26 protein-coding genes are annotated in these 24,691 nt (G+C 68.6%); 15 read left to right on the top strand and 11 right to left on the bottom strand.

What is annotated here, in order from left to right:
* The first annotated feature begins 76 nt into the window (after positions 1-76).
* Complete coding sequence (locus tag PWS46_RS27755) at positions 77-757, top strand: endonuclease III domain-containing protein (RefSeq protein ID WP_434624608.1); 681 nt, start codon at positions 77-79, stop codon at positions 755-757.
* 97 nt (positions 758-854) lie between these two features.
* Complete coding sequence (locus tag PWS46_RS27750; RefSeq protein ID WP_063635920.1) at positions 855-1,085, top strand: DUF1178 family protein; 231 nt, start codon at positions 855-857, stop codon at positions 1,083-1,085.
* 123 nt (positions 1,086-1,208) lie between these two features.
* Here the strand turns inward: PWS46_RS27750 and PWS46_RS27745 are convergent, their stop codons facing one another.
* Positions 1,209-2,156 (bottom strand): peptidoglycan-binding domain-containing protein, encoded by a 948-nt coding sequence (locus PWS46_RS27745; RefSeq protein ID WP_434624605.1) that lies wholly within the window; start codon positions 2,154-2,156, stop codon positions 1,209-1,211.
* A gap of 272 nt (positions 2,157-2,428) precedes the next feature.
* Here PWS46_RS27745 and PWS46_RS27740 point away from each other — a divergent pair, with 272 nt between their 5' ends.
* Positions 2,429-2,731 (top strand): hypothetical protein, encoded by a 303-nt coding sequence (locus PWS46_RS27740; protein ID WP_434624603.1) that lies wholly within the window; start codon positions 2,429-2,431, stop codon positions 2,729-2,731.
* Positions 2,732-2,871: 140 nt separating this feature from the next.
* Here PWS46_RS27740 and PWS46_RS27735 read toward each other — a convergent pair whose 3' ends face one another.
* On the bottom strand, positions 2,872-3,300 hold the full coding sequence (locus tag PWS46_RS27735; protein ID WP_434624602.1) for a hypothetical protein: 429 nt from the start codon (positions 3,298-3,300) through the stop codon (positions 2,872-2,874).
* A gap of 328 nt (positions 3,301-3,628) precedes the next feature.
* On the opposite strand from PWS46_RS27735, the gene PWS46_RS27730 reads away from it, so the two are divergent.
* Positions 3,629-3,862 (top strand): hypothetical protein, encoded by a 234-nt coding sequence (locus tag PWS46_RS27730; protein WP_434624600.1) that lies wholly within the window; start codon positions 3,629-3,631, stop codon positions 3,860-3,862.
* On the top strand, positions 3,859-4,467 hold the full coding sequence (locus PWS46_RS27725) for a hypothetical protein (RefSeq protein WP_434624598.1): 609 nt from the start codon (positions 3,859-3,861) through the stop codon (positions 4,465-4,467). The genes PWS46_RS27730 and PWS46_RS27725 overlap by 4 nt, the downstream gene beginning before the upstream one ends.
* A 17-nt stretch (positions 4,468-4,484) precedes the next feature.
* Here the strand turns inward: PWS46_RS27725 and PWS46_RS27720 are convergent, their stop codons facing one another.
* Positions 4,485-5,942 carry a GH1 family beta-glucosidase gene (locus tag PWS46_RS27720; RefSeq protein ID WP_434624596.1) on the bottom strand — a complete coding sequence of 486 codons (1,458 nt, stop codon included), beginning with the start codon at positions 5,940-5,942 and terminating at the stop codon, positions 4,485-4,487.
* A 147-nt stretch (positions 5,943-6,089) separates the two neighbouring features.
* Here PWS46_RS27720 and PWS46_RS27715 point away from each other — a divergent pair, with 147 nt between their 5' ends.
* The 5 genes from PWS46_RS27715 (at position 6,090) to PWS46_RS27695 (ending at position 9,715) form a co-directional block, all read left to right on the top strand.
* Entirely contained in the window at positions 6,090-6,284 is a 195-nt protein-coding gene (locus PWS46_RS27715; RefSeq protein ID WP_434624594.1) for a twin transmembrane helix small protein, read from the top strand.
* Positions 6,285-6,293: 9 nt separating this feature from the next.
* Entirely contained in the window at positions 6,294-6,863 is a 570-nt protein-coding gene (locus tag PWS46_RS27710) for a cob(I)yrinic acid a,c-diamide adenosyltransferase (protein ID WP_434624592.1), read from the top strand.
* 173 nt (positions 6,864-7,036) lie between these two features.
* The gene (locus PWS46_RS27705; protein ID WP_434624590.1) at positions 7,037-7,786 is read left to right on the top strand and encodes an electron transfer flavoprotein subunit beta/FixA family protein; all 750 of its coding nucleotides are present in this window, start codon (positions 7,037-7,039) and stop codon (positions 7,784-7,786) included.
* A gap of 16 nt (positions 7,787-7,802) precedes the next feature.
* Positions 7,803-8,741: an FAD-binding protein gene (locus PWS46_RS27700; protein WP_434624588.1), complete on the top strand. Its 939-nt coding sequence runs from the start codon at positions 7,803-7,805 to the stop codon at positions 8,739-8,741.
* Positions 8,742-8,836: 95 nt separating this feature from the next.
* On the top strand, positions 8,837-9,715 hold the full coding sequence (locus tag PWS46_RS27695) for a 3-hydroxybutyryl-CoA dehydrogenase (protein WP_434624586.1): 879 nt from the start codon (positions 8,837-8,839) through the stop codon (positions 9,713-9,715).
* A gap of 206 nt (positions 9,716-9,921) precedes the next feature.
* Here PWS46_RS27695 and PWS46_RS27690 read toward each other — a convergent pair whose 3' ends face one another.
* A complete protein-coding gene (locus PWS46_RS27690) occupies positions 9,922-12,327 on the bottom strand; it encodes a glucose/quinate/shikimate family membrane-bound PQQ-dependent dehydrogenase (RefSeq protein WP_434624584.1) in 2,406 nt (801 codons plus the stop codon).
* Between the two features lie 229 nt (positions 12,328-12,556).
* Between PWS46_RS27690 and PWS46_RS27685 the strand changes: the two genes are divergently transcribed.
* Both PWS46_RS27685 and PWS46_RS27680 read left to right on the top strand, forming a co-directional pair.
* Complete coding sequence (locus PWS46_RS27685) at positions 12,557-13,078, top strand: BON domain-containing protein (protein WP_434624582.1); 522 nt, start codon at positions 12,557-12,559, stop codon at positions 13,076-13,078.
* Between the two features lie 157 nt (positions 13,079-13,235).
* Positions 13,236-13,445: a hypothetical protein gene (locus PWS46_RS27680; RefSeq protein ID WP_295830216.1), complete on the top strand. Its 210-nt coding sequence runs from the start codon at positions 13,236-13,238 to the stop codon at positions 13,443-13,445.
* A 44-nt stretch (positions 13,446-13,489) separates the two neighbouring features.
* On the opposite strand, the gene PWS46_RS27675 is transcribed toward PWS46_RS27680, so the two are convergent.
* Positions 13,490-13,816 carry a hypothetical protein gene (locus PWS46_RS27675; RefSeq protein ID WP_434624580.1) on the bottom strand — a complete coding sequence of 109 codons (327 nt, stop codon included), beginning with the start codon at positions 13,814-13,816 and terminating at the stop codon, positions 13,490-13,492.
* A 307-nt stretch (positions 13,817-14,123) separates the two neighbouring features.
* Here PWS46_RS27675 and PWS46_RS27670 point away from each other — a divergent pair, with 307 nt between their 5' ends.
* Genes PWS46_RS27670 through PWS46_RS27660 form a run of 3 tightly spaced genes read left to right on the top strand, consistent with a single transcriptional unit; the run spans position 14,124 to position 16,794 of the window.
* Positions 14,124-15,383 carry an allantoate amidohydrolase gene (locus tag PWS46_RS27670; protein WP_434624578.1) on the top strand — a complete coding sequence of 420 codons (1,260 nt, stop codon included), beginning with the start codon at positions 14,124-14,126 and terminating at the stop codon, positions 15,381-15,383.
* Complete coding sequence (locus PWS46_RS27665) at positions 15,380-16,618, top strand: M20/M25/M40 family metallo-hydrolase (RefSeq protein WP_434624576.1); 1,239 nt, start codon at positions 15,380-15,382, stop codon at positions 16,616-16,618. Before PWS46_RS27670 ends, PWS46_RS27665 begins: the two co-directional genes overlap by 4 nt.
* 11 nt (positions 16,619-16,629) lie before the next feature.
* A complete protein-coding gene (locus PWS46_RS27660; protein WP_434624574.1) occupies positions 16,630-16,794 on the top strand; it encodes a hypothetical protein in 165 nt (54 codons plus the stop codon).
* Positions 16,795-16,840: 46 nt separating this feature from the next.
* Here PWS46_RS27660 and PWS46_RS27655 read toward each other — a convergent pair whose 3' ends face one another.
* From PWS46_RS27655 to PWS46_RS27630, 6 genes are read right to left on the bottom strand one after another with little or no spacing between them, the layout of a single operon-like run.
* On the bottom strand, positions 16,841-18,631 hold the full coding sequence (locus tag PWS46_RS27655) for an alpha/beta hydrolase (RefSeq protein WP_434624572.1): 1,791 nt from the start codon (positions 18,629-18,631) through the stop codon (positions 16,841-16,843).
* Positions 18,628-21,108 carry a glycosyl hydrolase 2 galactose-binding domain-containing protein gene (locus PWS46_RS27650; protein WP_434624570.1) on the bottom strand — a complete coding sequence of 827 codons (2,481 nt, stop codon included), beginning with the start codon at positions 21,106-21,108 and terminating at the stop codon, positions 18,628-18,630. Before PWS46_RS27650 ends, PWS46_RS27655 begins: the two co-directional genes overlap by 4 nt.
* A 6-nt stretch (positions 21,109-21,114) precedes the next feature.
* Positions 21,115-22,083: a DUF1839 family protein gene (locus PWS46_RS27645; protein WP_434624568.1), complete on the bottom strand. Its 969-nt coding sequence runs from the start codon at positions 22,081-22,083 to the stop codon at positions 21,115-21,117.
* The gene (locus PWS46_RS27640) at positions 22,080-23,006 is read right to left on the bottom strand and encodes an amino acid--[acyl-carrier-protein] ligase (RefSeq protein WP_434624566.1); all 927 of its coding nucleotides are present in this window, start codon (positions 23,004-23,006) and stop codon (positions 22,080-22,082) included. The genes PWS46_RS27645 and PWS46_RS27640 overlap by 4 nt, the downstream gene beginning before the upstream one ends.
* Positions 23,003-24,223, bottom strand: a complete 1,221-nt coding sequence (locus PWS46_RS27635) for an acyl-CoA dehydrogenase family protein (protein ID WP_434624564.1) — start codon at positions 24,221-24,223, stop codon at positions 23,003-23,005. Before PWS46_RS27635 ends, PWS46_RS27640 begins: the two co-directional genes overlap by 4 nt.
* On the bottom strand, positions 24,220-24,576 hold the full coding sequence (locus PWS46_RS27630; protein WP_434624563.1) for an acyl carrier protein: 357 nt from the start codon (positions 24,574-24,576) through the stop codon (positions 24,220-24,222). Before PWS46_RS27630 ends, PWS46_RS27635 begins: the two co-directional genes overlap by 4 nt.
* Between the last annotated feature and the right edge of the window lie 115 nt (positions 24,577-24,691).

The raw sequence follows: 24,691 nt of genomic DNA, 5'->3' as shown, positions 1-24,691 counted from the left end.
TCGGATCGCGAGTTGTCGGACGGGGGTCCTGCGTGACGCCCGGTCCGTTCAGCCCGTTTTCCGGAGACGAAGTCCGTTGAGTCTGCAGTCCTCGGCGTCCCAGTCCTTCGACATCGACGAGGCGTTCCGCCGGCTGCGGATCGCCGTCGCCCCCTATCCCAAGGCGGCGATGTTCGAACTGCGCGACCGTGGCCATGCCTCCCCCTTCGAGCAGCTGGTCGCCAGCCTGATCTCCGCCCGGACGCGGGACGAAACGACCTTGGCGGTCGCCGAGCGGCTGTTCGCGGTGGCGGCCACCCCCGCCGCCATGGCCGCCCTGCCGGAAGAGCGGCTGGTGGACCTGCTGCACGGCGCCACCTTTCCCGAGCCGAAGGCCCGCGACATCCACGAGCTGTCCCGCCGCATCGCCGATGAGCATGGCGGCGAGGTGCCCGACACGCCGGACGGGCTGATGCGTTTCCGCGGGGTGGGGCCGAAGATCGCGGCGCTGACGCTGGCGGTGGGCTTCGACATTCCGGCGCTGGCGGTCGACATCCATGTCCATCGCGTCACCAACCGCTGGGGCTATGTGCGGGCGCGCACGCCGGAAAAGACGATGACGGCGCTGCTGGCGGTGCTGCCGAAGCGCTATTGGGTGGAGATCAACGAGCGGCTGGTGCCCTTCGGCAAATGGGTCTGCACCGGCGACCGGCCGCGCTGCTCCGCCTGTCCGCTGCTGTCGATGTGCGCACGGGTGGGGGTGACCGATCCGCGCTGACGGCGTCACGCCGGGGGGCAGGATTGATGCAGATCCTGGCGGGGCGCAGGAGGCTTGGCTAGAAAACGGCCGGGTTTCCGCTTTCCGAGGCTTCACGATGATCGTCTACGCCCTGCACTGCGCCTGCGGCCATGATTTCGACCAGTGGTTCGACAATATGGCCGATTACGACGCCAAAAAGGCCGCCGGCATCCCCTGCCCGTCCTGCGGCGGCACCGAGGTCGCCAAGGCCATCATGGCCCCTCGGGTCGGCAAGTCGCAGCCGGCGCCCGCCCCCGCCTGCGCACCGGGCGGCTGCGGCGGGGGCGGCTGTCCGATGATGATGTGAGAGGGGCGGGAGGCATTTTGCCCCCTCCCTAACCCTCCCCCACCTTCGGTGGGAGAGGGGACTGCCGCCGCACGGGACACTTGCCCTCTATCGCCGAAGACGGAGGAGGGAGGGGGCCGAAGCTCAGCGCCGCCGTGCCTCTGCCGTCAGGCGCGGACCCGGTGTCAGTTCCTCCCGGCGGCGGGGGCCGCCGAAGCTCGGCTCGACGCGGGTGTCGCGCGGACGGTCGTCGCCGGCCGGCTTGCGGCTGAGCGGATCGACGCCCCGGCCGCTGCGCCACCATGCGAAGCCGAGGCCGCCCAGGGTCGCGGCGAGCAGCCCGGCGACACCGGCACGCGCGGCGTTGGACTGCCAGACCGAGGGGGCCGCGCCGACCGCGACCGGTTCCTCCAGCGGGGCCGGTTTGCCGTCCGGCGTGGTCGCCGACACCGCGCCGCGCGGCGCGGCCTGCGGGACCGGACCCTCGGACGCGCTGGCCGATGCGCTGGCCGAGGGACGGGGCGCGCTCTGGGGCGTCGGGCTCGAAGGCACGGCAGCCGATGCCGGTGCGCTCGCCGACGGGCGCGCGGCCGGGGCGGGGGCGCTGTGGCTGGCCGAAGAGGAAGACGAAGAGGACGACACCGGGGCGCCGCCGAACTGGGCCATGCCGCCGACGCTCTCGTTGCCCGACTCGACGCGGCCGGTCGGGGCGGCGCGCGGCGTCACCTCCTTCTCGTGGCGGGTCTGGCCGACCTGGCTCTTGGACAGGCTGCCCATGGTCGGCGAGGCCTTCTTCTCGCGCTCGCTCATCATCCTGTCGATGGTGGCCTTGTCGAGGTTGCCGGTGGCGGGAAGTCCGACCGACTTCTGATAGGCGCTGAGGGCGGAGCGGGTTTCCGGCGTCATCTGGCCCTTGGCCCGGCCGCCGATGTTGAAGCCCTTTTCCTTCAGGATGGTCTGCGCCCACTGGATGTCGGCGACCGACGCCTCCGCCCTTGCCGGAGCGGGCGTTCCCACGGTCAGAGCCGACACCACCACAGCGACTGCCGCCAGCGCGGCGCCACCATGGACCCGCCGCGAAATCCCAGACATTGCCTCTCCCTCCGTCCGTGACGCCAGACCGACTTCAGAGCCACGACACTTTCCCCGAATCGGGGAACCAGGCCCCCCGCGAATCGCGGGAAACCAGGACCGTGTTACCAGATTGCGTCGCTTTTCCGGCGGCGATTTTGGTGCGTCTGCGTTGTCCGCCGCGCAGCGTTGCCGAAAAGGCGCGTTCCCGAAAATGGTGCGCGAAAATGGATCGGAAAGCCCCGGCCGTGGTAGCGTCAAATCGGGGGCGAAAAAGGAGCGAGACGCAAGCCATGACCGGGACCGACACCGCACGCCCGCGACTCCTGCCGGCCCTGCCGGGGCTGGCCTGCCTGTTTGCGGCCCTGTCCGCCATGGCCCTGCTGTCCGGTTGCAGCAGTCCGCCGTCCTACCGCGAGTGGACCGCCAGCCCGGACGTGCCGACCGTCGCCTTCGACGAATGCACCGAGCAGGTGGACAACACCATGCGCCTGCGCGGCTATCCCCTGCGGCCGCTGCCGGAAACGCCGCAGTTCGGTTATCGCAAGGAGATGTTTGCGCTGTGCATGCGCCGGAAGGGCTATACGGCGGAGTGAGAATAAGCTTCTCTCGGTCGTCATTCCCGCGAAGGCGGGAATCCAGACTTGGCGAGCCTTTGCATTGGAGACTCTGGATCCCCGCCTTCGCGGGGATGACGGCCGATAATAGTCTCTGAAGACTCACGGCTGTTGACGATTTACCGGCCGCCGGCGAAATGCAGGTAGGCCAGGGCGCCCGCCAGCGTGCCGATCAGGATCACGGTCAGATAGATGCGCAGCGGCAGGGCGACCGGCTCGGCGGACTTGCGCTTGGCCTTCGGCTTGGACGCGGTCGAGGGAGCAGGCCTCGGCGCCGGTCGGACGCTGCCTCCCTTGGTGGGGCCGCCCTTGGTGGGATCGTACAGCTCGATCAGCGTCCAGTTGAACTCCATCCCCTCATAGGCGGAGTCGGCGTTGTAATCGAGCTGGATCAGGCGGAAATAGGCCCGCGGGTTGATGCCGACCATCTGGTCGAACCGTGCCTTGGCGTGGGCCAGCTCCTCTCCGACCTCCAAGGTCTTCCACCCCTTGCCACGCGCCTTCTGGATGGCGAAGCGGGTCGGCTGGGGCGGGCGGGGGGACGGCATGACGAGGGGACCGGTTCTGGAAGAGTTGGAAGCCATCTATCATGAATGGGCTTCTTCAAGTGTATGCATTTACCCGGCCCTAGCAAGATTGGATCAAAATATGTCGCAGGCCAGAGGCATCATCCAGGCTTTCCGCAATTGGAGCGAAGAGGGATTCATGCTACATTTCCAAGCACATCGTCCCTAAGCAAGCGACGAACCCTCATACAAATGCAATCAATGGCTTCTTCACTTCAATATTGACAACAGTCCTTCAATGCATAAAGTCCCGGCCCATTCCAGGTCCGGGACTCAAAGCGTTTGGAGGCAAAAGGGGATGGAGTTGACAATGAGCAAGCCCGACGAACAGGCGCCACAGGACGGATCGCTCGAAGAGTTCGAGGAACTTGTGCGCAATCCGGCCATTCGATCGGTGTCGCGGTGGGTCTTGCCGAACAAGGACACTCCCTTCGACAGCACCGCTCAGACGGCACTTTTCGCCGGCCAGCTGGATGCTTTTTTTGATCTCTCCACCCGCGCGATCAAGGGCATTTCCGCGAAGGATGAAGAAACCGGGCCATGATAGACCAGGATTTAGAAAAGGAATTTGACCGCTCCCTTTCACCAGAAGAAATCGACACACGGGTTGCAGAAAGAGCTTATTTCTTCTTTGATAGTTTTCAAATATATAATAGGAAACTTAACGGTATCGGCTTCACCGGCGCTGTCATGAACAAGGCGCTGCTGGTGAACTGCGTGGAAAGTTATTTTTCCGACATCGAGCGCCTCAAGCGGTTCCACCGCATGCCGATCGCCAACCGCTACAAACGCGCCGGCTATACGCTGAAGTGGTTTGGACGCATCCGCCCGATCCAACTGACCGAAACACCTGTAAAGCGCCAGGCATCCAGCCCCGACAGCGCCTATAAGCAGGAGGAGATCGATCCGGTCGTTGAACGCAGCATGCTGATCAACGCCGACTTCGCCCTCATCCATGCCTTGAATTGGGTCGGCGCCGATCCCAAGCAGGTGTCGGAGGAGGTTTGGCGCGAACTGCTCTACACCGTTCATTACCGTGACATTGACGGTGGAGTAATGGCGCAGTATCTGCACCAGATCGCCTTGCGCTGGCCTAATCCCACCATGAGCCAAGCACAAGACGAAGGCGCCTCCACCGCGTCGGGCTGAACCCGGGGAACACGCCCTCAGGCCAGCGGAACCGCGTTGTTGCGGATGACCGACGCATACCAGTCGAAGCTGGCCTTGGGGGTGCGGGCCATCGTCTTGCGGTCGACCTGGACCAAACCGAAATGGCGGCGGTAGCCCTCCGACCATTCGAAATTGTCCAGCAGCGTCCACACCATGTAGCCCTTGAGGTTGCTGCCCTCGTCGATCGACTTGGCGGCAGCCAGCAGATGGTCGCGCAGATAGGCGATGCGGTCGCGGTCCTCGACACCGCCGCTCGGGCCGATGCTGTCGGGGTAGTCGGCGCCGTTCTCCGTCACATAGACCGGCGGGTTGCCGTAGCTTTCCTGCAGTTCGGCCAGGATCTCGCTCAGCCCGTCCGGCTCCACCGGCCAATCCATGCCGGTCTTGCGCGTGCCCTCCGGCGCCGAGCCGTAGCCGGTGCCGAACAGCCCCTGCGGATCGGGCTGCTGGTGCATGCGGCTGTAATAGTTGACGCCGAGGAAATCGACCGGCTGGTTGATGCGCGCCAGATCGCCGGGTTGGGCGATGCGGGCGAACTCCTCCTCCAGCAATTCGGGGAAGCGGCCCTTGAACAGCGGGTCGAGGCAGGAGCGGTTCCACACCGCATCCCACATCAGCGAGGCCGGGTAGTTCGAATCGAGCCCGCCGACCGGCCAGGACGGCTGCAGCGACAGCACGGTGCCGAGCTGCCAGTCCTTGCCGCCCGCCTTGCGCAGGGCCGCCAGCGCGGTGCCCTGGGCGAGGTTCTGGTGGTGGATCGCCTTCAGGCAGGTCTCGCGGCCGGTCAGGCCGGGCGCATGGCCGCCGGTGCCGTGGCCGAAGATGGCGACCACCGACGGCTCGTTCAGCATCACCCAGTGCTTGGCGCGGTCGCCCAGCCGGGCGGTCACCGCCAGCGCGTAATCGGTGAACCAGCCGGCGATGTCGCGGTTGGTCCAGCCGCCGCGGTCCTGCAGGGCCTGCGGCAGGTCCCAGTGGAACAGGCAGGGCCAGGGCTGGATGCCCTTCGCCAGCAGCGTGTCGGTCAGCCGGTCGTAGAAGTCCAGCCCCTTGGCGTTCACCGCGCCGGTGCCCTGCGGCATCACCCGCGGCCAGGCGATGGAGAAGCGGTAGGCCTTCATCCCGGCCCGCGCCATCAGCTCCACATCCTCGGCATAGCGGTGGTAATGGTCGCAGGCCACGTCGCCGGTGTCGCCGTTGGCGATCCGCCCGTAGGAATGGCTGAAGGTGTCCCAAACGCTTGCGCCCCGTCCATCCTCGGCGACCGCGCCCTCGATCTGGTAGCTGGAGGTGGAGACGCCCCACAGGAAGTCGTCGGGGAAGGACATAGACGGCGCGGCGGTGCCGGGGGCCGCCTGCACGGACTTGCGGCTCAGCGCCGCGAAGGCGCCGGTGCCGGCCGCGGTGACCGCGGTCGCCTTCAGGGCCGTCTTCAGGAAAGTCCGCCGCCGCATCGCCTGCATCTCCACTCTTCCGCCGATCCCGACGCCGCACTCTATGCAGTCCGGCGGCGTTGGCAACCGGGGGATTACCCGGAACGCCGATTTCAAGGGGCCGCGTCGCCATAGGCGCGGGCCGGATGCTGGGATATAGTGGTCGCCATGCAGACTCTCTTCCCCATCCTGATGGTCATGGCGATGCTGGCGGTGGTCGGCTCGCTGTTCGTCGGCCTCTTCTTCATGGCCCGCGGCGGGCGGGGCGACCCGCGCCGCTCCAACAAGGCGATGCGGCTGCGCGTGATGCTGCAGGGTGCGGCGTTGGTGCTGTTCGTCCTCGCCATCCTGACCCAAGGCTGACGGTTCCCCATGGTGAAGCTGACCAAGATCTACACGCGCGGCGGCGACGCCGGCGAAACCTCGCTCGGCGACGGCAGCCGGGTGCCCAAGCATGACCGCCGCGTCGCCGCCTATGGCACGGTGGACGAGGCGAACGCCGTCATCGGCATGGCCCGCCTGCACACCGCGGGCCTGACGGAAGCCGACGCGATGCTGGGCCGCATCCAGAACGACCTGTTCGATCTGGGCGCCGACCTCTGCACGCCGGAGGAGGAGGCGCCGAAATACCCGCCGCTGCGCATCGTGCAGGCGCAGGTCGACCGGCTGGAGGCGGAGATCGATGCGATGAACGCCGATCTGGCGCCGCTGACCTCCTTCATCCTGCCCGGCGGTTCTCCGGCGGCGGCGCATCTGCATCTGGCGCGCACCGTCGTGCGCCGGGCGGAACGGCTGATGACCGATCTGGCGCGGCACGAGCCGGTGACGGATGCTGCGCTGAAATACGTCAACCGGCTGTCCGACCATCTGTTCGTGCTGAGCCGGGTGATGAACCGCAACGGGGCGGACGACGTGCTGTGGGTGCCCGGCGCCAACCGCTGAGCCGTTCCGGCGCCCACCTCCGGGCCGCGACAATCGGGCCGGCACACAACGCCGCCCGCGCATCGGGCGCGTCATTGACAGTGGTAATGCCAGATCCTATGGTCCGTTCGCAACCACAGCAATTTTCGCGGTGTTCGCCGTAACAGGCGCGCGCTCAGCAGCCAGGGTGAGTTATGAAAGTCCTCGTCCCCGTTAAGCGAGTGGTCGACTACAACGTGAAGATCCGCGTCAAGGCGGATGGCAGCGGCGTCGAGACCGCCAACGTGAAGATGAGCATGAACCCCTTCGACGAGATCGCCGTCGAAGAGGCGGTGCGTCTGAAGGAGGCCGGCACGGCGACCGAGATCGTCGTGGTCTCCGTCGGCCCGACCCAGGCCCAGGAAACTCTGCGCACCGCTCTCGCCATGGGTGCCGACCGCGCCATCCTGGTGCAGACCGACGTGACGACCGAACCGCTCGCCGTCGCCAAGGTGCTGAAGGCCCTGGTCGAGAAGGAGGCCCCCGGCCTCGTCATCCTCGGCAAGCAGGCGATCGACGACGATTGCAACCAGACCGGCCAGATGCTGGCGGCGCTGCTGGGCTGGGGCCAGGGCACTTTCGCCTCGAAGGTCGTCGCCGCCGACGGCAAGGTCGCGGTGACCCGCGAGATCGACGGCGGGCTGGAGACGGTGGAGCTGAAGCTGCCGGCGGTGGTCACCGCCGACCTGCGCCTCAACGAGCCGCGTTACGCTTCGCTGCCCAACATCATGAAGGCGAAGAAGAAGCCGCTGGAGACCGTCGCCCCGGATGCGCTCGGCGTCGATGTCGCCCCGCGCCTGACCACGCTGAAGGTCACCGAGCCGGCGAAGCGTCAGGCCGGCATCAAGGTGCCGGACGTCGCCACGCTGGTAGACAAGCTCAAGAACGATGCGCGCGTGATCTGAGGGGGATGAACTGACCATGGCCAACATTCTCGTCATCGCGGAACACGACGGCGCCTCGCTGAAGCCCGCCACGCTGAACGCCGTCACCGCCGCCGGCAAGATCGGTGGTGACATCCACATCCTGGTCGCCGGCAAGGGTGCCCGAGCAGCAGCCGACGCCGCCGCCAAGGTCGCCGGCGTCGCCAAGGTGCTGCTGGCCGACGATGCCGCCTACGAGCACCAGTTGCCGGAAGACGTCGCCCCGCTGGTGGTCGCCACCGCCAAGAACGGCTACGGCCATGTCCTGGCCGGCGCCACCTCGGTCGGCAAGAACCTGCTGCCGCGCGTCGCCGCCCTGCTGGACGTCGCCGCCATCTCCGACATCACCGCCGTGGTGTCTGCCGACACCTTCGAGCGGCCGATCTATGCCGGCAACGCCATCGCCACCGTGCAGTCGGCCGACCCGGTGAAGGTCGTCACCGTCCGCACCACCGCCTTCGAGACCGCAGCATCCGAAGGCGGTTCGGCCGCCGTCGAGAACGTCGCGGGCGCCGGTGCGGCCGGCCTGTCGAGCTTCGTCTCGGCCGAGCTGACCAAGTCGGAGCGTCCGGAGCTGACCGCCGCCCGCGTGGTGGTGTCGGGTGGCCGCGGCATGCAGTCGGGCGACAACTTCCCGATGCTGGAGGCCCTGGCCGACAAGCTGGGTGCCGCGGTGGGTGCCTCGCGCGCCGCCGTGGACGCGGGTTTCGTGCCGAACGACTATCAGGTCGGGCAAACCGGCAAGATCGTGGCACCGGAGCTGTACATCGCCGTCGGCATCTCGGGTGCGATCCAGCACCTCGCCGGCATGAAGGACAGCAAGGTCATCGTCGCGATCAACAAGGATGAGGAAGCGCCCATCTTCCAGGTCGCCGATTACGGCCTCGTCGCGGACCTGTTCAAGGCCGTGCCGGAGCTGACGGAAAAGCTTGGATAAGGCGCGCTGATCCGGACCGCCGCAACGGGCGCCGGCCAAAACCGGTGCCTGACGCGGCGGGCCACTTTACCCACATCCTGCGCGGGACAGCCCCCATGACCACGATCAAGAAGATTGGCATCATCGGCGCCGGCCAGATGGGCAGCGGTATTGCCCAGGTCTGCGCCCAGGCCGGCTATGATGTCGTCCTGTCCGACATCAGCGACGCGGTCCTGGAAAAGGCGCTCGCCTCCATCGGCCGCAACTACGACCGGCAGATCCAGAAGGGCAAGATGGAGGAGACGGCGAAGACCGCCGCCCTCGGCCGGATCGTCACCGGCACCGACCTGTCGGTGTTCGGCGAGTCCGATCTGGTGATCGAAGCCGCCACCGAGAACGAGGCGCTGAAGCGCGACCTGCTGAAGAAGCTGGTCCCGCACCTGAAGCCGGAGGCGCTGATCGCGACGAACACCTCGTCGATCTCGATCACCCGTCTGGCGGCGGCGACCGACCGTCCGGCCAAGTTCATGGGCATGCACTTCATGAACCCGGTGCCGGTGATGCAGCTGGTCGAACTGATCCGCGGCATCGCCACCGACGAGCCGACCTTCAACGCCATCAAGGAACTGACGCTCGCCATCGGCAAGACCGCCGCGGTGGCCGAGGATTTCCCGGCCTTCATCGTCAACCGCATTCTGCTGCCGATGATCAACGAAGCGGTCTACACCCTGTATGAGGGCGTCGGCGGCGTCGAGGCCATCGACACCGCGCTGAAGCTGGGCGCCAACCACCCGATGGGTCCGCTGGAACTGGCCGACTTCATCGGCCTGGACACCTGTCTGGCGGTGATGCAGGTGCTGTATGAGGGCTTGGCCGACAGCAAGTACCGCCCCTGCCCGCTGCTGGTGAAGTATGTCGAGGCCGGCTGGATCGGCAAGAAGTACGGCCGCGGATTCTACGACTATTCGCAGACGCCGCCGGTGCCGACGCGCTGAGGGGTTTTTGGTTGGAGAGAGCCCGCCCTGGGGAACCGGGGCGGGCTTTTTTGTTGGGGAGGGGATAAAAAGATCAGCGCCAATGCCCCCTCCCCAACCCTCCCCCGCGTTCCGCGGGAGAGGGGGCTGAGCGCGTGAGCGGCGGAGTTCCCTCTCCCTCGAAGAGGGGGAGGGTTAGGGAGGGGGCAAAGCACCAACTCTACCCCTCACTTCGGCAGCGCATAGGCGATCACCGAATCGCCCGCCTTGGTCCCGAGCGAGCCGTGGCCGCCGGCGACCACCAGCACATATTGCCGTCCGTCCTCGCCCTGGTAGGTCATCGGCGTAGCCTGACCGCCGGCCGGAAGGCGGCTTTCCCACAGCTGCTTGCCGTTGGAGACGTCGTAGGCCCGCACATAGTAGTCGATGGTGCCCGACAGGAAGGCGACGCCGCCCGCGGTCATGATCGGGCCGCCCAGGTTGGGAACGCCCATGCGGAAGGGCAGCGGTACCGGCGCGGCGTCGCGGGTGGTGCCGTTCTTGTGCTTCCACACGATCTTGCCGGTCGTCAGGTCGGCCGCCGCGACATAGCCCCAGGGCGGCGCCTGACAGGGCAGACCCAGAACCGAGACGAAGGGGGCTAGCTTCACCGCATAGGGCGCGCCGAAATTCTCGTTCAGCGCCGGCAGGCTGAATTTGGGCGGCTCACCGCCCTGCACATACATCTCGGTGTCGTTCTTGCGCGGCACCAGCTGCGAGACGAAGGCGAGATAGGCCGGTGTGGTGAAGGCGATCTGGCGCCTGGGATCGACGGCGACGCTGCCCCAGTTGAACACGCCGAAATTGCCGGGATAGACCAGCGAGCCCTGCAAGGACGGCGGGGTGAAGCGGCCGTCATAGCGCAGGCGCTTCAGCGCGATGCGGCAGGCGAGCTGGTCGAACATCGTCGCGCCCCACATGTCCGCCCCGGTCAGCGGCGGCGGATCGTAGGACAAGGCCGAGACCGGCTGGGTCGGGGCGGTGTGGTCGCCCTCGGCGGCACCCTGCGGCGCCGGCTTCTCGGTCACCGGCAGGATCGGCTTGCCGGTGCGGCGGTCCAGGACGAACAGCTCGCCCTGCTTGGTCGGCTGCACCAGGGCCGGCACGGTCTGGCCGTTGACGGTCAGGTCGATCAGGCTGGGCTGCGCCGGCACGTCATAGTCCCACAGATCGTGATGCACGGTCTGGAAGACCCAGCGCACGTGCCCCGTCGCCAGATCGAGCGCCACGACGGAGGAGGAGAAGCGCTCCACCGCCGGGCTGCGGTTGCCGCCGAACTGGTCGGGCGGCTGGTTGCCCAGCGGCACATAGACCATGCCCAGCGCCTCGTCGACGCTGGAGATCGACCAGCTGTTGGGCGAGTTCACGGTGTAGGTCTGGCCGTCGGAAATCGGGGCGGTCTGGTCCGGCTTGGCCGAATCCCAGTTCCACACCAGATGGCCGTCATTGACGTCGAAGGCGCGGATCACGCCCGACTGCTCATGCACCGACACATTGTCCAGCACCGTGCCGCCGACGATGACGAGATTGGCGGTCACCACCGGCGGCGAGGTCGAGTAATAGGAGCCGGGCCGGAGATTCGGCATGTTGGCCCACAGGTTGATCTGCCCGTTCTGGCCGAAGCCGGTGCAGAGCGAGCCATCCTCCGGATTCAGCGCGACCAGACGGCCGTCGGCGGTCGGCATGAACAGCGTGGCGGCACAGGCGTCGCCGGCCGCCGAAGCGGAAGCGGCGGCCTGCTGCGCCGGGTGGTAGGACAGGCCGCGGCAGGTCAGATGCTGCAGCGCCAGCTGCTTCTGGTCGATCGTCAGGTCGCGACGCCAGACTTCCTTGCCGGTGGTGGCGTCCAGCGCGATGACATGCTGGTGCGGGGAGCACAGGAACAGCCGGTTGCCGACCTTCAGCGGCGTCACCTCGAAGGTGGTTTCCTTCGGGTCGCCGGGTTGTCCGCGCAGATCGCCGGTGTGGTAGGTCCAGGCGACCTCCAGCCTGTCGGCATTCTGCGGCGTGATGCCGGTCAGCGGCGAATAGCGCTGGCCGTAGCCGGTGCGGCCATAGGCCTGCCATTCCCCGTCCGGGATCGCGGGTCCGGAGCCGGTGCCTGCATCCGCAGCCCCGGTGGTGGCGGCCGATGCGGTCTGCTGGCGCTGCGGAACCGTGCCGTCGATGCTGTGCGGGTCGGTGAACCAGGAGGCAATGCCGACCAGCAGCACGATCACCAGCGAGGCGGTCAGCGCGAGGCCGGTGCCGCGGAAGGCGCCGACGGGATAGGCGCCCGGCGCCGGTTCGCCGGCAACCGGTTCACGCTCGCCAAGCCGGCGGGTGATCCAGGGCAGAATCAGCAGGAAGCCGACAACCGCGATCACGTCGCCGCGCGCCGACAGCCGCCACCAGTCCAGCCCCGCTTCCCACAGCGCCCAGATCAGCGTTCCGATCACCAGCAGCGCGTAGATCGACAGCGCCGCCGGCGACCGCTTCACCAGCAGCACGGCGGTGGCCAGGAACAGCACGCCTGCGATGGCGTAGTACCAGGACCCGCCCAGCAGGATCAGCCACAACCCGCCGCCGAGCGAGCCGAGGCCCAGTATGGCCAACAGAATGACCATCGCCCAGAGGGCGACGCTTGGTTTTGAATGTGTCATGGCACGTCCTCAGCCAAAGCCCTTTTCGGACCCAACTGCCGAGCGTGAACTTGGTTGCGGCTTTTTTGCGCGGTAGCCGCCATGCGCCGGCCGGTGCCGTCCCCGGGCGATGATCCGGAACGGGCGGGGCACACCAACTGTTGAAATGCCAACGATTTCCAACTCACAAACGGAGGCCGCCATGCATCGCCATCCCTGGAGCGAGGAGTTCGCGAAGATGAGGCCGGAGGCGCGCTATCGCGGAGTCGGGCCACGCAATTACCGCCGTTCCGACGAACGCATCCTGGAGGACATCAATGAACGCCTGACCGACGACCACCACATCGACGCATCGGACGTCGGCGTAAAGGTTGAGGGCGGCGAAGTGACGCTGTCCGGCACCGTGGAGGACCGCGCCGCCCGCCGCCGGGCGGAGGACATCGCCGAAAGCGTGTCGGGCGTCGGCCATGTGCAGAACGACCTGCGCGTCGCCGGCCACACCGCTCCGGGCCGGACCACGACCGTCGGGATGGGCGAGCGGGTGGAGCCGGCGGCCCGGCAGGGCCAGGGCAGCGTGACCGGCCCCGGCGCCCCGGCGCGCGACGCGACGGTGGCGGCGCTCGACAACAGTTCCATGGTGCTGGGCAAGCAGCCGCTGCCGGAAGACGACACCCTGCGGCACGGTGACGCCATGGCGGGCAGCGAGGGGCGCGAGCGGCGGTAGTCCCCGGCGCCACCTGCACCGGAAGCGTTGCTGCCCTGCGCGGAGGGCCGTGAGACCGGAGGGGGTACTTAACCGTTGGTTAACCGGCCGGGACCATTGTCCCGCGGCCGAATAGAGTATCCCCTCTCAAGCCTTCTGGAACAGAGCAGCTGCCATCATGGGCAACAAGACCATCAAGCTTTCCGACAAGACCGGTTACCGCGACGTCGAACTGGACCAACTGCCGCGCAACGTCCGCGCCGCGGTGACCGACCTGTCGACCAAGAACCCGGTCGCCGACATCATCGTCGACCAGTCCGGCATGCTGTACCGCATCCACCTGTCGGCCCCGGCCAACATGTATGTGGACGTGCTGTCCGTCGCCTGACGCGGCGCCACAGCGATACACGGTTCGAAAAGGGCGGCCTGCAGCTATTGCAGCCGCCCTTCGTCGTTCCGGCCCTCCAGACGGGCCAGCGCGCCGTTCAGCAGCCGGGGCGGCAGCATCGCCACCGCCCCCTCCCGGACTGCCCGCACATCCTCCAGGTCGAGTCCGGTGACGACGGCCAGCTGGCGGTCGTCCAATCCGCGGTCCTCCGCCAGAATCATGATCCATCCCGCCAGCGTGCGGGCCTGGGCCAGTTCGGTTCGGTCGTTGAACCACAGGCCGCCACCTTTCCGCCCAGCCATAGAACGGTCGATCGGGCGGCCAATCGGCGTTGCGTTTTCGAAAGGCATGTCGGGATCGAACGACGTCATGGACGCACCTCCCCTCAGCGGTTTCTTTCGCACTCGCAGCAAAAATGTGATTATTTCCGGTATTTTTGTCACGCTTCATTTATGAAGTGTGCAACCGGTCTTCCAGAGGGTGGTAGGCAATATTCGGCACCCCCAACGATCTTTCTCCTGTCTTTTTGCGTTGCGGCATGATCGGAAGGCGCCGGACGGTCCCCTTTCCGGGATTCTTTGAAACTGTCTTCACCGGCCGGGGGCTAGGGCGGAGCGGCGGCTTCGGCGTATAACCGGGGGCATCGTCCTGTTTCCCCAGCGCAGTCCGGACCCGCCGATGCCCGAATCCCCGCTCTCTGGACCGGCCCTTCTCGACCGCATCGACGCGCTGGCGGCGATCAGCGCGGAGGAGGGCCGGCTGTCGCGCCTCTACCTGACGCCGGAACACCGCCGCGCCAACGACCTCGTCGCCGGCTGGATGCGCGAGGCGGGGATGAGCGTGCGCGAGGATGCGGTCGGCAACATCATCGGCCGCTACGAGGGCGGGCAACCGGGGCTGCCGGCCCTGCTGATCGGCTCCCACCTCGACACCGTGCGCGATGCCGGGCGCTATGACGGCATGCTGGGCGTGCTGAGCGGCATCGCCGTGGTCGCCGACCTGAACGCCCGCCGCCGGCGCCTGCCCTTCGCCATCGAGGTGATCGGCTTCGGCGACGAGGAGGGCACGCGGTTCCAATCGACCCTGATCGGCAGCCGCGCCATCGCCGGCACCTTCGACCCGGCGGTGCTGGAGACGCGCGACGCCGCAGGAACCCGGCTGGCCGACGCGATGACCGCCTTCGGCCTCCAACCCGCCGCCTGGGCGAGCGCCGCCTACGAGCCGCATGCCGTGCTGGCCTATGTGGAACTGCACATCGAGCAGGGGCCGGTGCTGGAGGCGCTGGGCCGGCCGGTCGGCGTGGTTACCGCCATCGCCGGTGCCACCCGGCTGGCGGTGACGGTGGAGGGGATGGCCGGCCATGCCGGCACCGTGCCGATGACCCTGCGCCGCGACGCGCTGGCGGCATCCGCCGAGATGATCCTGGCGGTGGAACAGCTCTGCTCCGGGCAGGAACGGCTGGTCGGCACCGTCGGCCGGATCGAGGCGTCGCCCGGCGCCACCAACGTCATTCCCGGCAAGGTCCGCTTCACCATCGACCTGCGCGCCGACCGCGACCCCCTGCGGCTGGAGCGGGTCGGCGCCGTCCGCGCCCGGCTGGAGGCCATCGCCGATGCCCGCGGCGTCGCCATCGGCTTCGAGACGCTGCATGAAAGCCCCGCCGTCGCCTGCCACCCGGCGCTGATGGCGCAGTTCGCCGCCGCGGCAACCGCCGAAGGGCTGGATGCGCCGGAACTGCCGAGCGGCGCCGGCCACGACGCCATGGCGGTGGCGGCGCTGACCGACATCGCCATGCTGTTCGTGCGCTGCGAACGCGGCATCTCGCACAATCCGGCCGAACGCATCACCGCCGCCGACGCCGAGGCGGGAGCCCGCGTGCTCGCCCGCTTCGTCGAAAATTTCCAGCCCGCAAAACTCCTGACGGACCGCCTGCCATGACCGACCTGTCCCCCTCCCTCGCCGCCACCCTTGATGAGGCGGTGAATGCCCGCTTCGAGGAGGAGGTCCGTTTCCTGGCGGAGCTGGTGAAGGTGCCGTCCGACAACCCGCCCGGCGACTGCGCCCCCCACGCCGTCCGTGCCGCCGAGCTGCTGGAGGCGATTGGCTTCACGGTGGAGCGTCACCCGGTGCCGGCCGAGCTGGTGCGGGCCAACGGCATGATCAGTGCCACCAATCTGGTGATCCGCCACCGCTTCGGCGACGGACCTACTGTTGCCTTGAACGCCCATGGCGACGTGGTGCCGCCCGGCGAGGGCTGGTCGAGCGATCCCTATGGCGCGGAGATCCGCGACGGCGTGATGTATGGGCGCGGCGTGGCGGTGTCGAAGTCGGACTTCGCCACCTATGCCTTCGCGCTGCAGGCGCTGATGGACTCGAAGGCTGCGCTGAAGGGCACGATCGAGCTGCACCTGACCTATGACGAGGAGGCCGGCGGCGAGATCGGGCCGAAATGGCTGCTCGACCAGGGGATTTCCAAGCCGGACTATGCGGTGTCGGCCAGCTTCGCCTATTCGGTGGTGACCGGGCACAACGGCTGCCTGCATCTGGAGGTGCAGGTCGACGGCAAGTCCGCCCATGCCGCCCGCCCCGACACCGGCCATGACGCGCTGGAGGCGGCGACCGGCATCCTGGCGGCGCTCTACGCCCACCGGCCGGAACTGGCGACGCGCCGCTCCGCCGTCACCGGCATCACCCACCCGTCGCTGACCGTCGGGCTGATCCAGGGCGGCATCAACACCAACGTGGTGCCCGACCGCGTCACCTTTCGTCTCGACCGCCGCATGATCCCGGAGGAGAACCCGGCGGAGGTGGAGGCCGAACTGCGCGGCCTGATCGAGAAGGCCATCGGCGGCCGGGACGGCATCCGCGTCACCGTCCGCCGCATCCTGCTGGCCCGCCCCTTCCGCTCGGTCGGCGACGCGCCGCGGCTGGCGGCGCTGTTCGCGGCCCATGCGCAGGAGGTGCTGGGCGTGCCGGTCGGCCAGAACGGCATCCCGCTCTACACCGACGCCCGCCATTATTCGGAGGCCGGCATCCCCACCATCCTCTACGGCGCCGGCCCGCGCGACCTGCTGGAGGCCAACGGCCACCGCGCCGACGAGAAACTGGTGCTGGAAGACCTGCGCCGGGCGACGCAGGTGGTGGCGCGGTCGCTGGCGGAGCTGTTGGGGTAAGAGAGCGGGTTATGACGGACGGGCAGCAAAGCAGCGTGCTGGTCTCCACCGAAAAGTGGAAACGCCGGGTCATGGGGCCGGAGGACTTCACGGAGACCGACATCGTCGCGCTTGAATCTGCCCGCCCGCCGGCGGATGCCAAGGCGTTGGACGACGAACTACCACAGACATCGTAAATGCCGTGCTGTTCCCGACATCAAGCCCAGGACCTGTCGGTTCGCCCTACCCCACCCGTTCGCCGGACGGCAGGCCGCCGGGAAGCCCCAGGCTCCAGCTGGTGAGGCCGCAGGCGGCGGGGTCAGAATGGGCGGCGGTTTCCAGGCAGGTCAGGTGGCGGTCGATCAGGCGATCCAGGCGGTCGCGCGCCTCCCAGACCGTCAGGCTGTGGTCGGAGCGGTCGAGATAGACCACCTCGATGCCGGGCAGGCCGTCCAGGGCACGGCCGCCCTCGCCCAGATGCAGGTAGAATTCGGCCAGCGTCATGTCGTCGCTGCTGTAGACCACCAGCACCCGCCGGCCCTCCGCCGACAGGCGGCGGAACATGCGCAGCGCATGGCGGGTCAGGCCGGTGCGGAGAAGCAGCTTGCGGACGAAGCGGCCGGTCAGGCGCTTGGCCAGCCCGATGGTGCGGGCGGGCTTGCGGAGGCTGGCGCGCAGGCGGGCCGGCTTCAGCGCCTCCAGCAGATATTCCTTGGTTGAGCGGAAGGCGACGCTCCGCATCAGGTCCATGACGGCGATGCCGCCGCCCAACTCGAACCGGCCGGGATTGAGCACGATCTGCCCGACCACCCGGTCGTCGCCCAGGCCGGCATGCAAAGCGGGCGTGCCGCCGGCGCACAGGCCGATGACGACGACGCGCTCGTGCCCCTGCGCCTCCAGCCAGTTCAGCGCGGCGCGGACGTCGGCGATCACCTCCTTGTTATAGAGAAGGTTGTCCTGGAAGCCGGGCCGATCGGGGCTGTCGCCGATGCCGGCCGCGTCGATCCTGAGCGAGGCATAGCCGCGCGCCGCCAGCCGCCGCGCCTGGACCACGGTGGCGCGGCCGGAGCCGACATGGTGGGTGGCGCCGCTGTTCAGGAACAGGATGACCGGCCGGTTGCCGGCGGGATCGGCCAGGACCGGGGTGCAATAGATGCCGAACAGCTCCGGCGCCGAGCCGAAGAAGACCGGACGTTCGACCGCCGTCGGCATCATCAGGCCGGCCGGCCGATCCGGCGGCGGGGTGGCGCCGGTCGCGACCGGGCCGGCGGCGATCCAGCGCAGGACCGGCTCCAGCACCGCGGACGCCTGGGCGCCCTGGGGCTGCTGGACCAGCTCCATCACGCCGCTGACTCCCATCGGCTCCGCCACCGCACCCATGGCGCGCCAGCGGCTGGCCAGCTTCACCGGCGTCTTTCCTTCCGGACGGTCGGCGATCAGGATGCGCGGGGCGGGCGGCGCCGGCCGATCGAACGGATTGAGGGCGCCCAGCGCCAGCGCCGTTTCGGGCGTCACCGGCATGCCGATCACGTTCAGCCAGGAGGCGCGCTCCGGCGGTTCCGGATTGCAGACCGGGCGCAGCACGATGGCCGCCAGGGTCTGGAGTTCGCGCAGGGCCTTGCGGCCCGAGGTGATCGGCGACAGCAGGGCCAGCGTGTCGACGCCCTGCCCCTCCTCCGCCAGTTCGTGCGCCGCCGCCGTGGCGAGCAGCGAACCCATGCGGTAGCCGACCAGGGTCAGTTCGGTGACGCCGGTGTCCTCGCGCAACCGGCGGACAGCCGCCTTGACGCCGTCCACCCAGGCGCGCACCCGGTCGGGGTCGCTGTCCTCCCCGGCCGAATCGCCGGATCCGGGATAATCGAAACGCAATGTCGGCAACCCGGCCGCGGCCAGCCCTTCGGCGAAGCTTTTCCAGGCGCGGTGCGCGCACAGTTCCTCATAGCCGTAGGGACCGCACAGGACCACCCCGCGCAGGCCCTGGGCCGGATGCAGCCATCCGAAACAACCATCGAACACCACCGGTGTCGGCTTCATGCGTTCCCCCTGTAGCGGACGGGCGCCAGCGCGTTCAGCGCATGGACCTCGCCGTTCGGCACCGGTCGCCCGGCCGATGCCATCCCGTCCTCAACCCCCGAACCTGCCCGCGGCCGCAGGCGGACGACCCGCTCGACGCCGGGCGGAAGATGGAACCAGGCGTCGTCCGCCCGGAACCGTTCGTCCTCCACATGCACCGAACAGGCGAACCGTGCCGTGGCCAACCGCAACACCCAATCCGCCCCCTGGTCCTCCACCACCGCCGTCAGGCCGAGATCGGACCGCGGCAGCGAGCGTCCCTTGGGGAAATAATGAGACTCGTCAATCGGTTCCACGTCCCTTTCGGCCGACAGCAATTGTGCCGTCACCACATCGTGTGGGATAGGCCCAAACCTGTAGGTGTAGGTCGTGTCAAAAAAGCGGTCGGACATCTCGGCGGCCGCCAGGGTCACCGCCCCCCGCGCCGGCAGCGTCACCGGCCGCTCAGCCTTCAGCACCGGGACCGCCCCGTCACGCCATGCGGTCAGCCGCAACAGCGCCTCCACCGGCCGGGCGGTGTCGTTGACCAGATGCACCGCCAGCCCGTTGACGCCCTCGTCGGTCAGGATCACCCGCAGCGGCCGGAAGGCGCGCTTCAGCGCGTGCCAAGCCGGCTTCGGCGTGCCGTCGGCGGCGACCACGCCCCACCCCGCGCCGGGCGAGGGATCGCGCCATTGCCAGACCAGCCCGCCGGCACAGGTGGAGCCGGGGCGCCGCCACTCGTCGAACACCGCCTGCATCACCTCGCCGGTCACGGCGCGCGACAGGCGGCGGTAGCGGTCGGGGTCCTCGTAGCGCAGGCGGCGCGGATCGACGGCATAGAGCGCCTCAAGGTAATGCTCCCGCACATCCTCGAAGTCCCAGGAAGCGCCGGGGTCGCGCGGCACCCGCTCCTTCCAGCGGGGATGATGGAGTGCCGGGACGCCCAGGGGGTCGTCCTCGCCCAGATTGGCGAAGGCGAGGCATTCGCTGGCGAAGCGCACGCCGGCACGCCGGGCATCCTCCAGCGGCTTCATGTAGGCGCCGACACCGTAATAATGGGTCACCCCGGCATTGGCGATGAAGGGCAAGGCCCCGCCGCTGGGAGAGTTGGCGACCCGGATCAGGTCGGGGCGCCGGGCCGCCGCTTCCTCCATGATCGCGGCGGCGAGCGCCGGCTGGACCCAGGAGGCGCGGGGCAGGCCGAGCATGGCCGCCTGCTGCTCCATCTCGCTGCCGCCGCACAGCACCGCCAGCGACGGCGACGCCTGGGTGCGGTCGAGCAGCTGCGCGATCTCCGCCCGCACACTGTCGAGGAAGGCGGCGTCGGTGGGATAGTCGAAGTTGGCGAACATGGCGTCCTGCCAGACCAGGAGGCCCAGCTCGTCGCACAGCTCGAAGAAGGCGTCGCCCTCATACAGCATGGTGCCGCCGACGCGGACCATGTTGGCGCCGGCGTCACGCATCCGGCGCAATTCGGGCTCATAGGCGGCGCGGTCGGACGACAGCCCGACCAGATCGACCGGCACCCAGCAGCCGCCGCGGCAGAACACGCGGACGCCGTTCACCAGCAGGGCGAAGCCGGTGCCGTCCGGGCCGCGGTCGACCTCCAGCGAGCGGAAGCCGACGCGGCCGAGATCGATTTCAGCCGATCCAACCCGTGCGACCACCCCGTGCAGGACCGGCTCGCCACGGGTGTGCGGCCACCAGGGCTCGACGCCCGGCAGGGTCAGGTCGGCGCTGAACCCATCGATGCCGTCGAAGACCAGCGGCGCCGTCAGGCCGGCGACCTCCACCGATCCGGTGGCGCCGGGCGCCGCCCCCTCCACCGTCAGGCGCAGCGACAGATGGCCGTCCCGCCCGTCATAGCCGCTGCGCAGGTCGGCGGCGAGCACACGGCAAGACCCGGTCTCCTCCACCAGTTCAACCGGGCGGAATGGACCGACGGCGTGAATCGGCGGGCACCAGCCGGGCATATGGCCCAGCAGAGTGGTGCGGACGAAGCGCAGGCCCGCCGGTTCGGCCAGTTTCGGCCGCCAGCGGGCACGGCCCTTCTTGGCCGCCAGCACCGGGTGCAGGGCGTGGAAGCGGATCGACAGCTCCGCCTCGCCGTTCAGCGTCACCGGCACCTCATGGGCCAGATACATGCTGTCGGAGGTCAGGATGCGCTCGCCGTCCAGCCGCACTTCGGCGATGGTGGCCAGGCCGCGGAAGCGCAGCACGCGCGGGCCATGGCCGGTCAGGCGGGTGCGGTAGACGACATCCTTGTCATGGAGCGAAGCGGGTTCGGCGGCGGACCACAGGCCGGCGGCCTGGAGCGCCTCGGCGGCGGTGCCGGGCACCCGGGCGGGGATGCCCTCCCCGCCCTCCCCCGATCCGCCGGGCGCCGATACGGTCAGAGTCCATCCCTGGTCCAGAAGGGTCTGCCGGCGTCCGGTGACGGATCGGATACGGGCCATCGCCGCTCACCCGTATCGGCGGGCCAGAGCGCCCATGACGGTGTCGTAGCCCCGCTCCAGCCGATCGAAGCTGTCGGTAAGGTCGGGTGCCTTGCGCCGGGCCACGGTGCGGGCCAGTTGGAACTGCATCGCCTTGGCGCCCTCGGCGATGGACCGGCAGGCCTCCACCGCGTCGGCCGGGCCGTCGAGCCAGCGGACATGGGCGCCCAGCAGTTCGAAATTGGCGCCGAGCTGGCGCAGCAGGTTGAAGGCGTAGAGGTGGAAATACTCCATCGGCCGGCTCAGCAGCCGGTCGAGATGCTCCGGGAAGGCGGCGCGGTAGGCGGTCACCGGATTGCCGGACGGACGGCGGGCGAGGTGGCGGCGCAACAGCTCCAGCGAGGCGGTGACCAGCGCCCCACCCTCCAGCGGCGGGGTGCCGGGCTTGACGAACTCGACATAGGGGAAGAGCGGCCCGGCCGCTGCGGCGGCGACGCCCTCGTAATCGGCGCCCTCCAGCCGGTAGAAGCCGGCATTGTGGAAGTAATCCATCGTCCGCGCCGCCGGGTCGATGCGGGTGATGCCGACCGTCGTCTTCACATGGGTGGTGCCGTAGGAGGTGCCGCGGGTGTCCGGCAGGTGGAAGCCGTCGACTTCCACCAGCACCAGACCGCCATCACGACTGCGCTTCAACTGCTCCGCCACATGGGCTTCGACACTGTCGTAGATCGCCAGTTCCTGCACGCGCAGGCCGTACAGCGTCTCCAGATCCTCCAGCGGCACCTTGAAGAAGGTGAACTGGTCGCCTTCGAAATCCTGGGTGACGGTGAAGCCCAGCATCGCCCGCGGTTCCAGGCCGCGGGCGTGCAGCGCCTCGATCCACAGGTCGACGTAGCAGTTGGTCTCCGGCCAGATGCGTTCTTCCTGGCCGCCCTGGTGCAGGGGATGGCGGTCGTAGCCGTCGGGCCGGTGCGGAGTCCACATGCTGGCGGTCACCCCCACAGGACCTTGCGGACCGAGGCCGGCCACTGTGCGGTGTCGAAACCGTGGTGGCGGAACAGCGCCAGCGCCACGCGCTCCATGCCGAAGCCGACGCAGGCGGTGTGGGCGACGCCGCCGTCGGCGGTGTGGATGTCCCACAGATGGCCGAAATGGTCCTGGTGATAGTTGAAGCTGAGGCAGGCGGTCGGCTTCTCCTGGCTGGTGATCGGGATCAGCAGCTCGAACTTCAGCTTCTGCTCGCGCTGGCTGCTCGACAGCATGGCCCCGGCCCGGCCGAAGAAGGGGTCGTTGGCGACATCGACGTCCAGCGGCACCTCCAGCGAGCCCATCATCTCGCGCCCGCGGTCCAGCCACAGTTCGCGGAACTCCACGACCTGATCGGGGGTGCCGATACGGATGTACTCGCGCATGCGGAACAGCTGCATGCGGGCGGGGTCGATCGACGGCTCGCGCCGGAAGCAGTAGGAGAAGACGTCGATCAGCTTGCCGTCATCGGGCAGCGCGCCGCGCCGGGCGATGGTCGGATAGACCGGATAGCAGGCCGCCGGCGTCATCACCACGTCGGTCGCGACCTGATCCTCGGTCCAGTCCTGCCCCTCCTCCAGCCGGCGCAGCAGGGTGCGGTGCGCCTTCTCGTCGCCGCCGAAGCTGTGGATGGTGCCGGCCAGATGGGGAAAGCTCTTCAGATATTCGCTTTCCTCGAAATACTGGCGGTTCAGCGCCGGCGGGAAGCGCATGACCTCCGCCCCGTCCTGCCCGCCCCAGCGGGTGACCAGCGCGTCGAAACGCTCCACCACATCCTCGAAGACGCCGCTGCGGCCATAGAGACCGTCCACGCCCGTGGGGATCAGCAGCCCGGCTTCGACCAGCTCGTCGCGATAGGCGGCCTGGGCCGCGGTGATGTCGACCATGTTCATTCGAAGGGCCCCAACCCGTCCCGCTGGACGAGAAGCTGAGTGGCGACATGCGACATGATGCGGTCGTTGCCGATCATGAGCGCGGCGGAATGGGCGTCGCGCAGATGGCGACCCAGGCTGTAGGGGGTGTCGTTGCGGTAGCCGGCCAGCCCGCAGGTGCGGATCGCCGTCTCCACGATCTCGCGCACCAGTTCGGAGGTGGTAACCTTCAGGGTGCTCATCGCCGTGGCGAAGGACAGGCTGGTCAGCTGTTCCGGCGAGCCGCAGGCCATCTCGTACTGGCGGATGGCGGCGAGGATGACCGCCTTCATCTGCTGCAGCTTGGCCGTCGCCTCCGCCAGCCGCACGGCCGACGCCGGGGTGGTGCCGGGCTTGCGCTTGGCCTCCGAGCGGACGAAGGCGCGGGCGCGGCTGACCGCGTCGGCGGCGATGCCGAGCCAGGTGCTGCTCCACAGGATGTGGGTGACCGGCAGCATGGTCTGGGCCGACAGGTCGGCATAGGGCAAGGGCAGGATCTGGTCGATGACGCCCGCCGCCTCCAGCCGGTAGCCGTCGGAGCAGGTGCCGCGCATGCCCATGGCGTCCCAGACCGAGGTCTTCTCCAGCCGGTAATCGTCCTTGGTCACCACCACCAGCACCTGATCCGACGACGGCGCGTCGGGGTTGCGCCGGGCGGTGACCAGGATCACGTCGGACTGGTCGCCGTAGGAGATGACCGACGCGTTCTTCGCCAGGGTGAAGCGCTCGCCTTCAGCCTGAACGGCGCAGACGCTGTTGCGGATGTCGCCGCCGGTCTCCTTTTCCGTCGTGGCGGAGCCGAGGAGGAGCTGTTCGGCGGCGATGCGCGCCATGAGGTCGCGGTGCCAGCGGTTGTCGCCATGGTTGACCAGACAGGCGACCTGGATCTGGTGCATGGCATAGATCATGCCGGTGGCGGCGCAGCCGCGGGCCAGCGCATGGCAGGCCGCCGCCACGTCGAACAGCGAGGCGCCGTTGCCGCCGAGGTCCGCCGGGACCATGACGCCCAGCAGCCCCTGTTCGCGCAGGGCGTCGAAAGCCTCGGTGGGGAAGCGGCCGTCGCGGTCGACGGCATCGGCATGGCGCGCGGCGATTTCGGCACCGACGGCGCGCGCACGGGCCGCGACATTGACCTGAGCGGGGGCGACCGGATCGGTGGCTGGCGCCCGCTCGGCCAGAGCGGCCGGGGCGGCGTTCACGCCTCGCCCCCGTCGACCAGACCGCGCACCGCGTCGCGGATCGCGGCGATGCTCTCGAAGGTGCGGCGGTTCAGCAGCTTTTCCGGAAACTCGACGTCGAACTGCTCTTCCAGCCCCAGCATCAGGCCGACGCAGCCGTGCGAGGTGAGGCCGGCGGAATAGAGGTCGTCGTCGATGGCGAGGGTGCCGGCATCGACCGCCAGCCCGCCGCACTCCGCAAGGACGGAGCGGATGCCGGCGACCATGTCGTCGTCCGTTCCACCGGTTGCGGAAGACGGGAACCCGGCGGCTCCGGCAGTCATGGAGCCCTCAAAGGACGGATTGGCGAAAGGCTGGCTGGCATCCTGCGGCATTCTCGAAATCCCTTGGGTAACGTGCTGATCCCAAGCTAGCCACGCCACCCCGGTGCTTCCACTCGGCATCGGTATGGCCGTCCCGCTATCCAAGTGATGAGGATTTCACCGGTGG

Source organism: Azospirillum sp. B2RO_4 (assembly GCF_051124815.1).
GTDB lineage: Bacteria > Pseudomonadota > Alphaproteobacteria > Azospirillales > Azospirillaceae > Azospirillum.
This window is presented reverse-complemented; position numbering and strand designations above follow the sequence as displayed.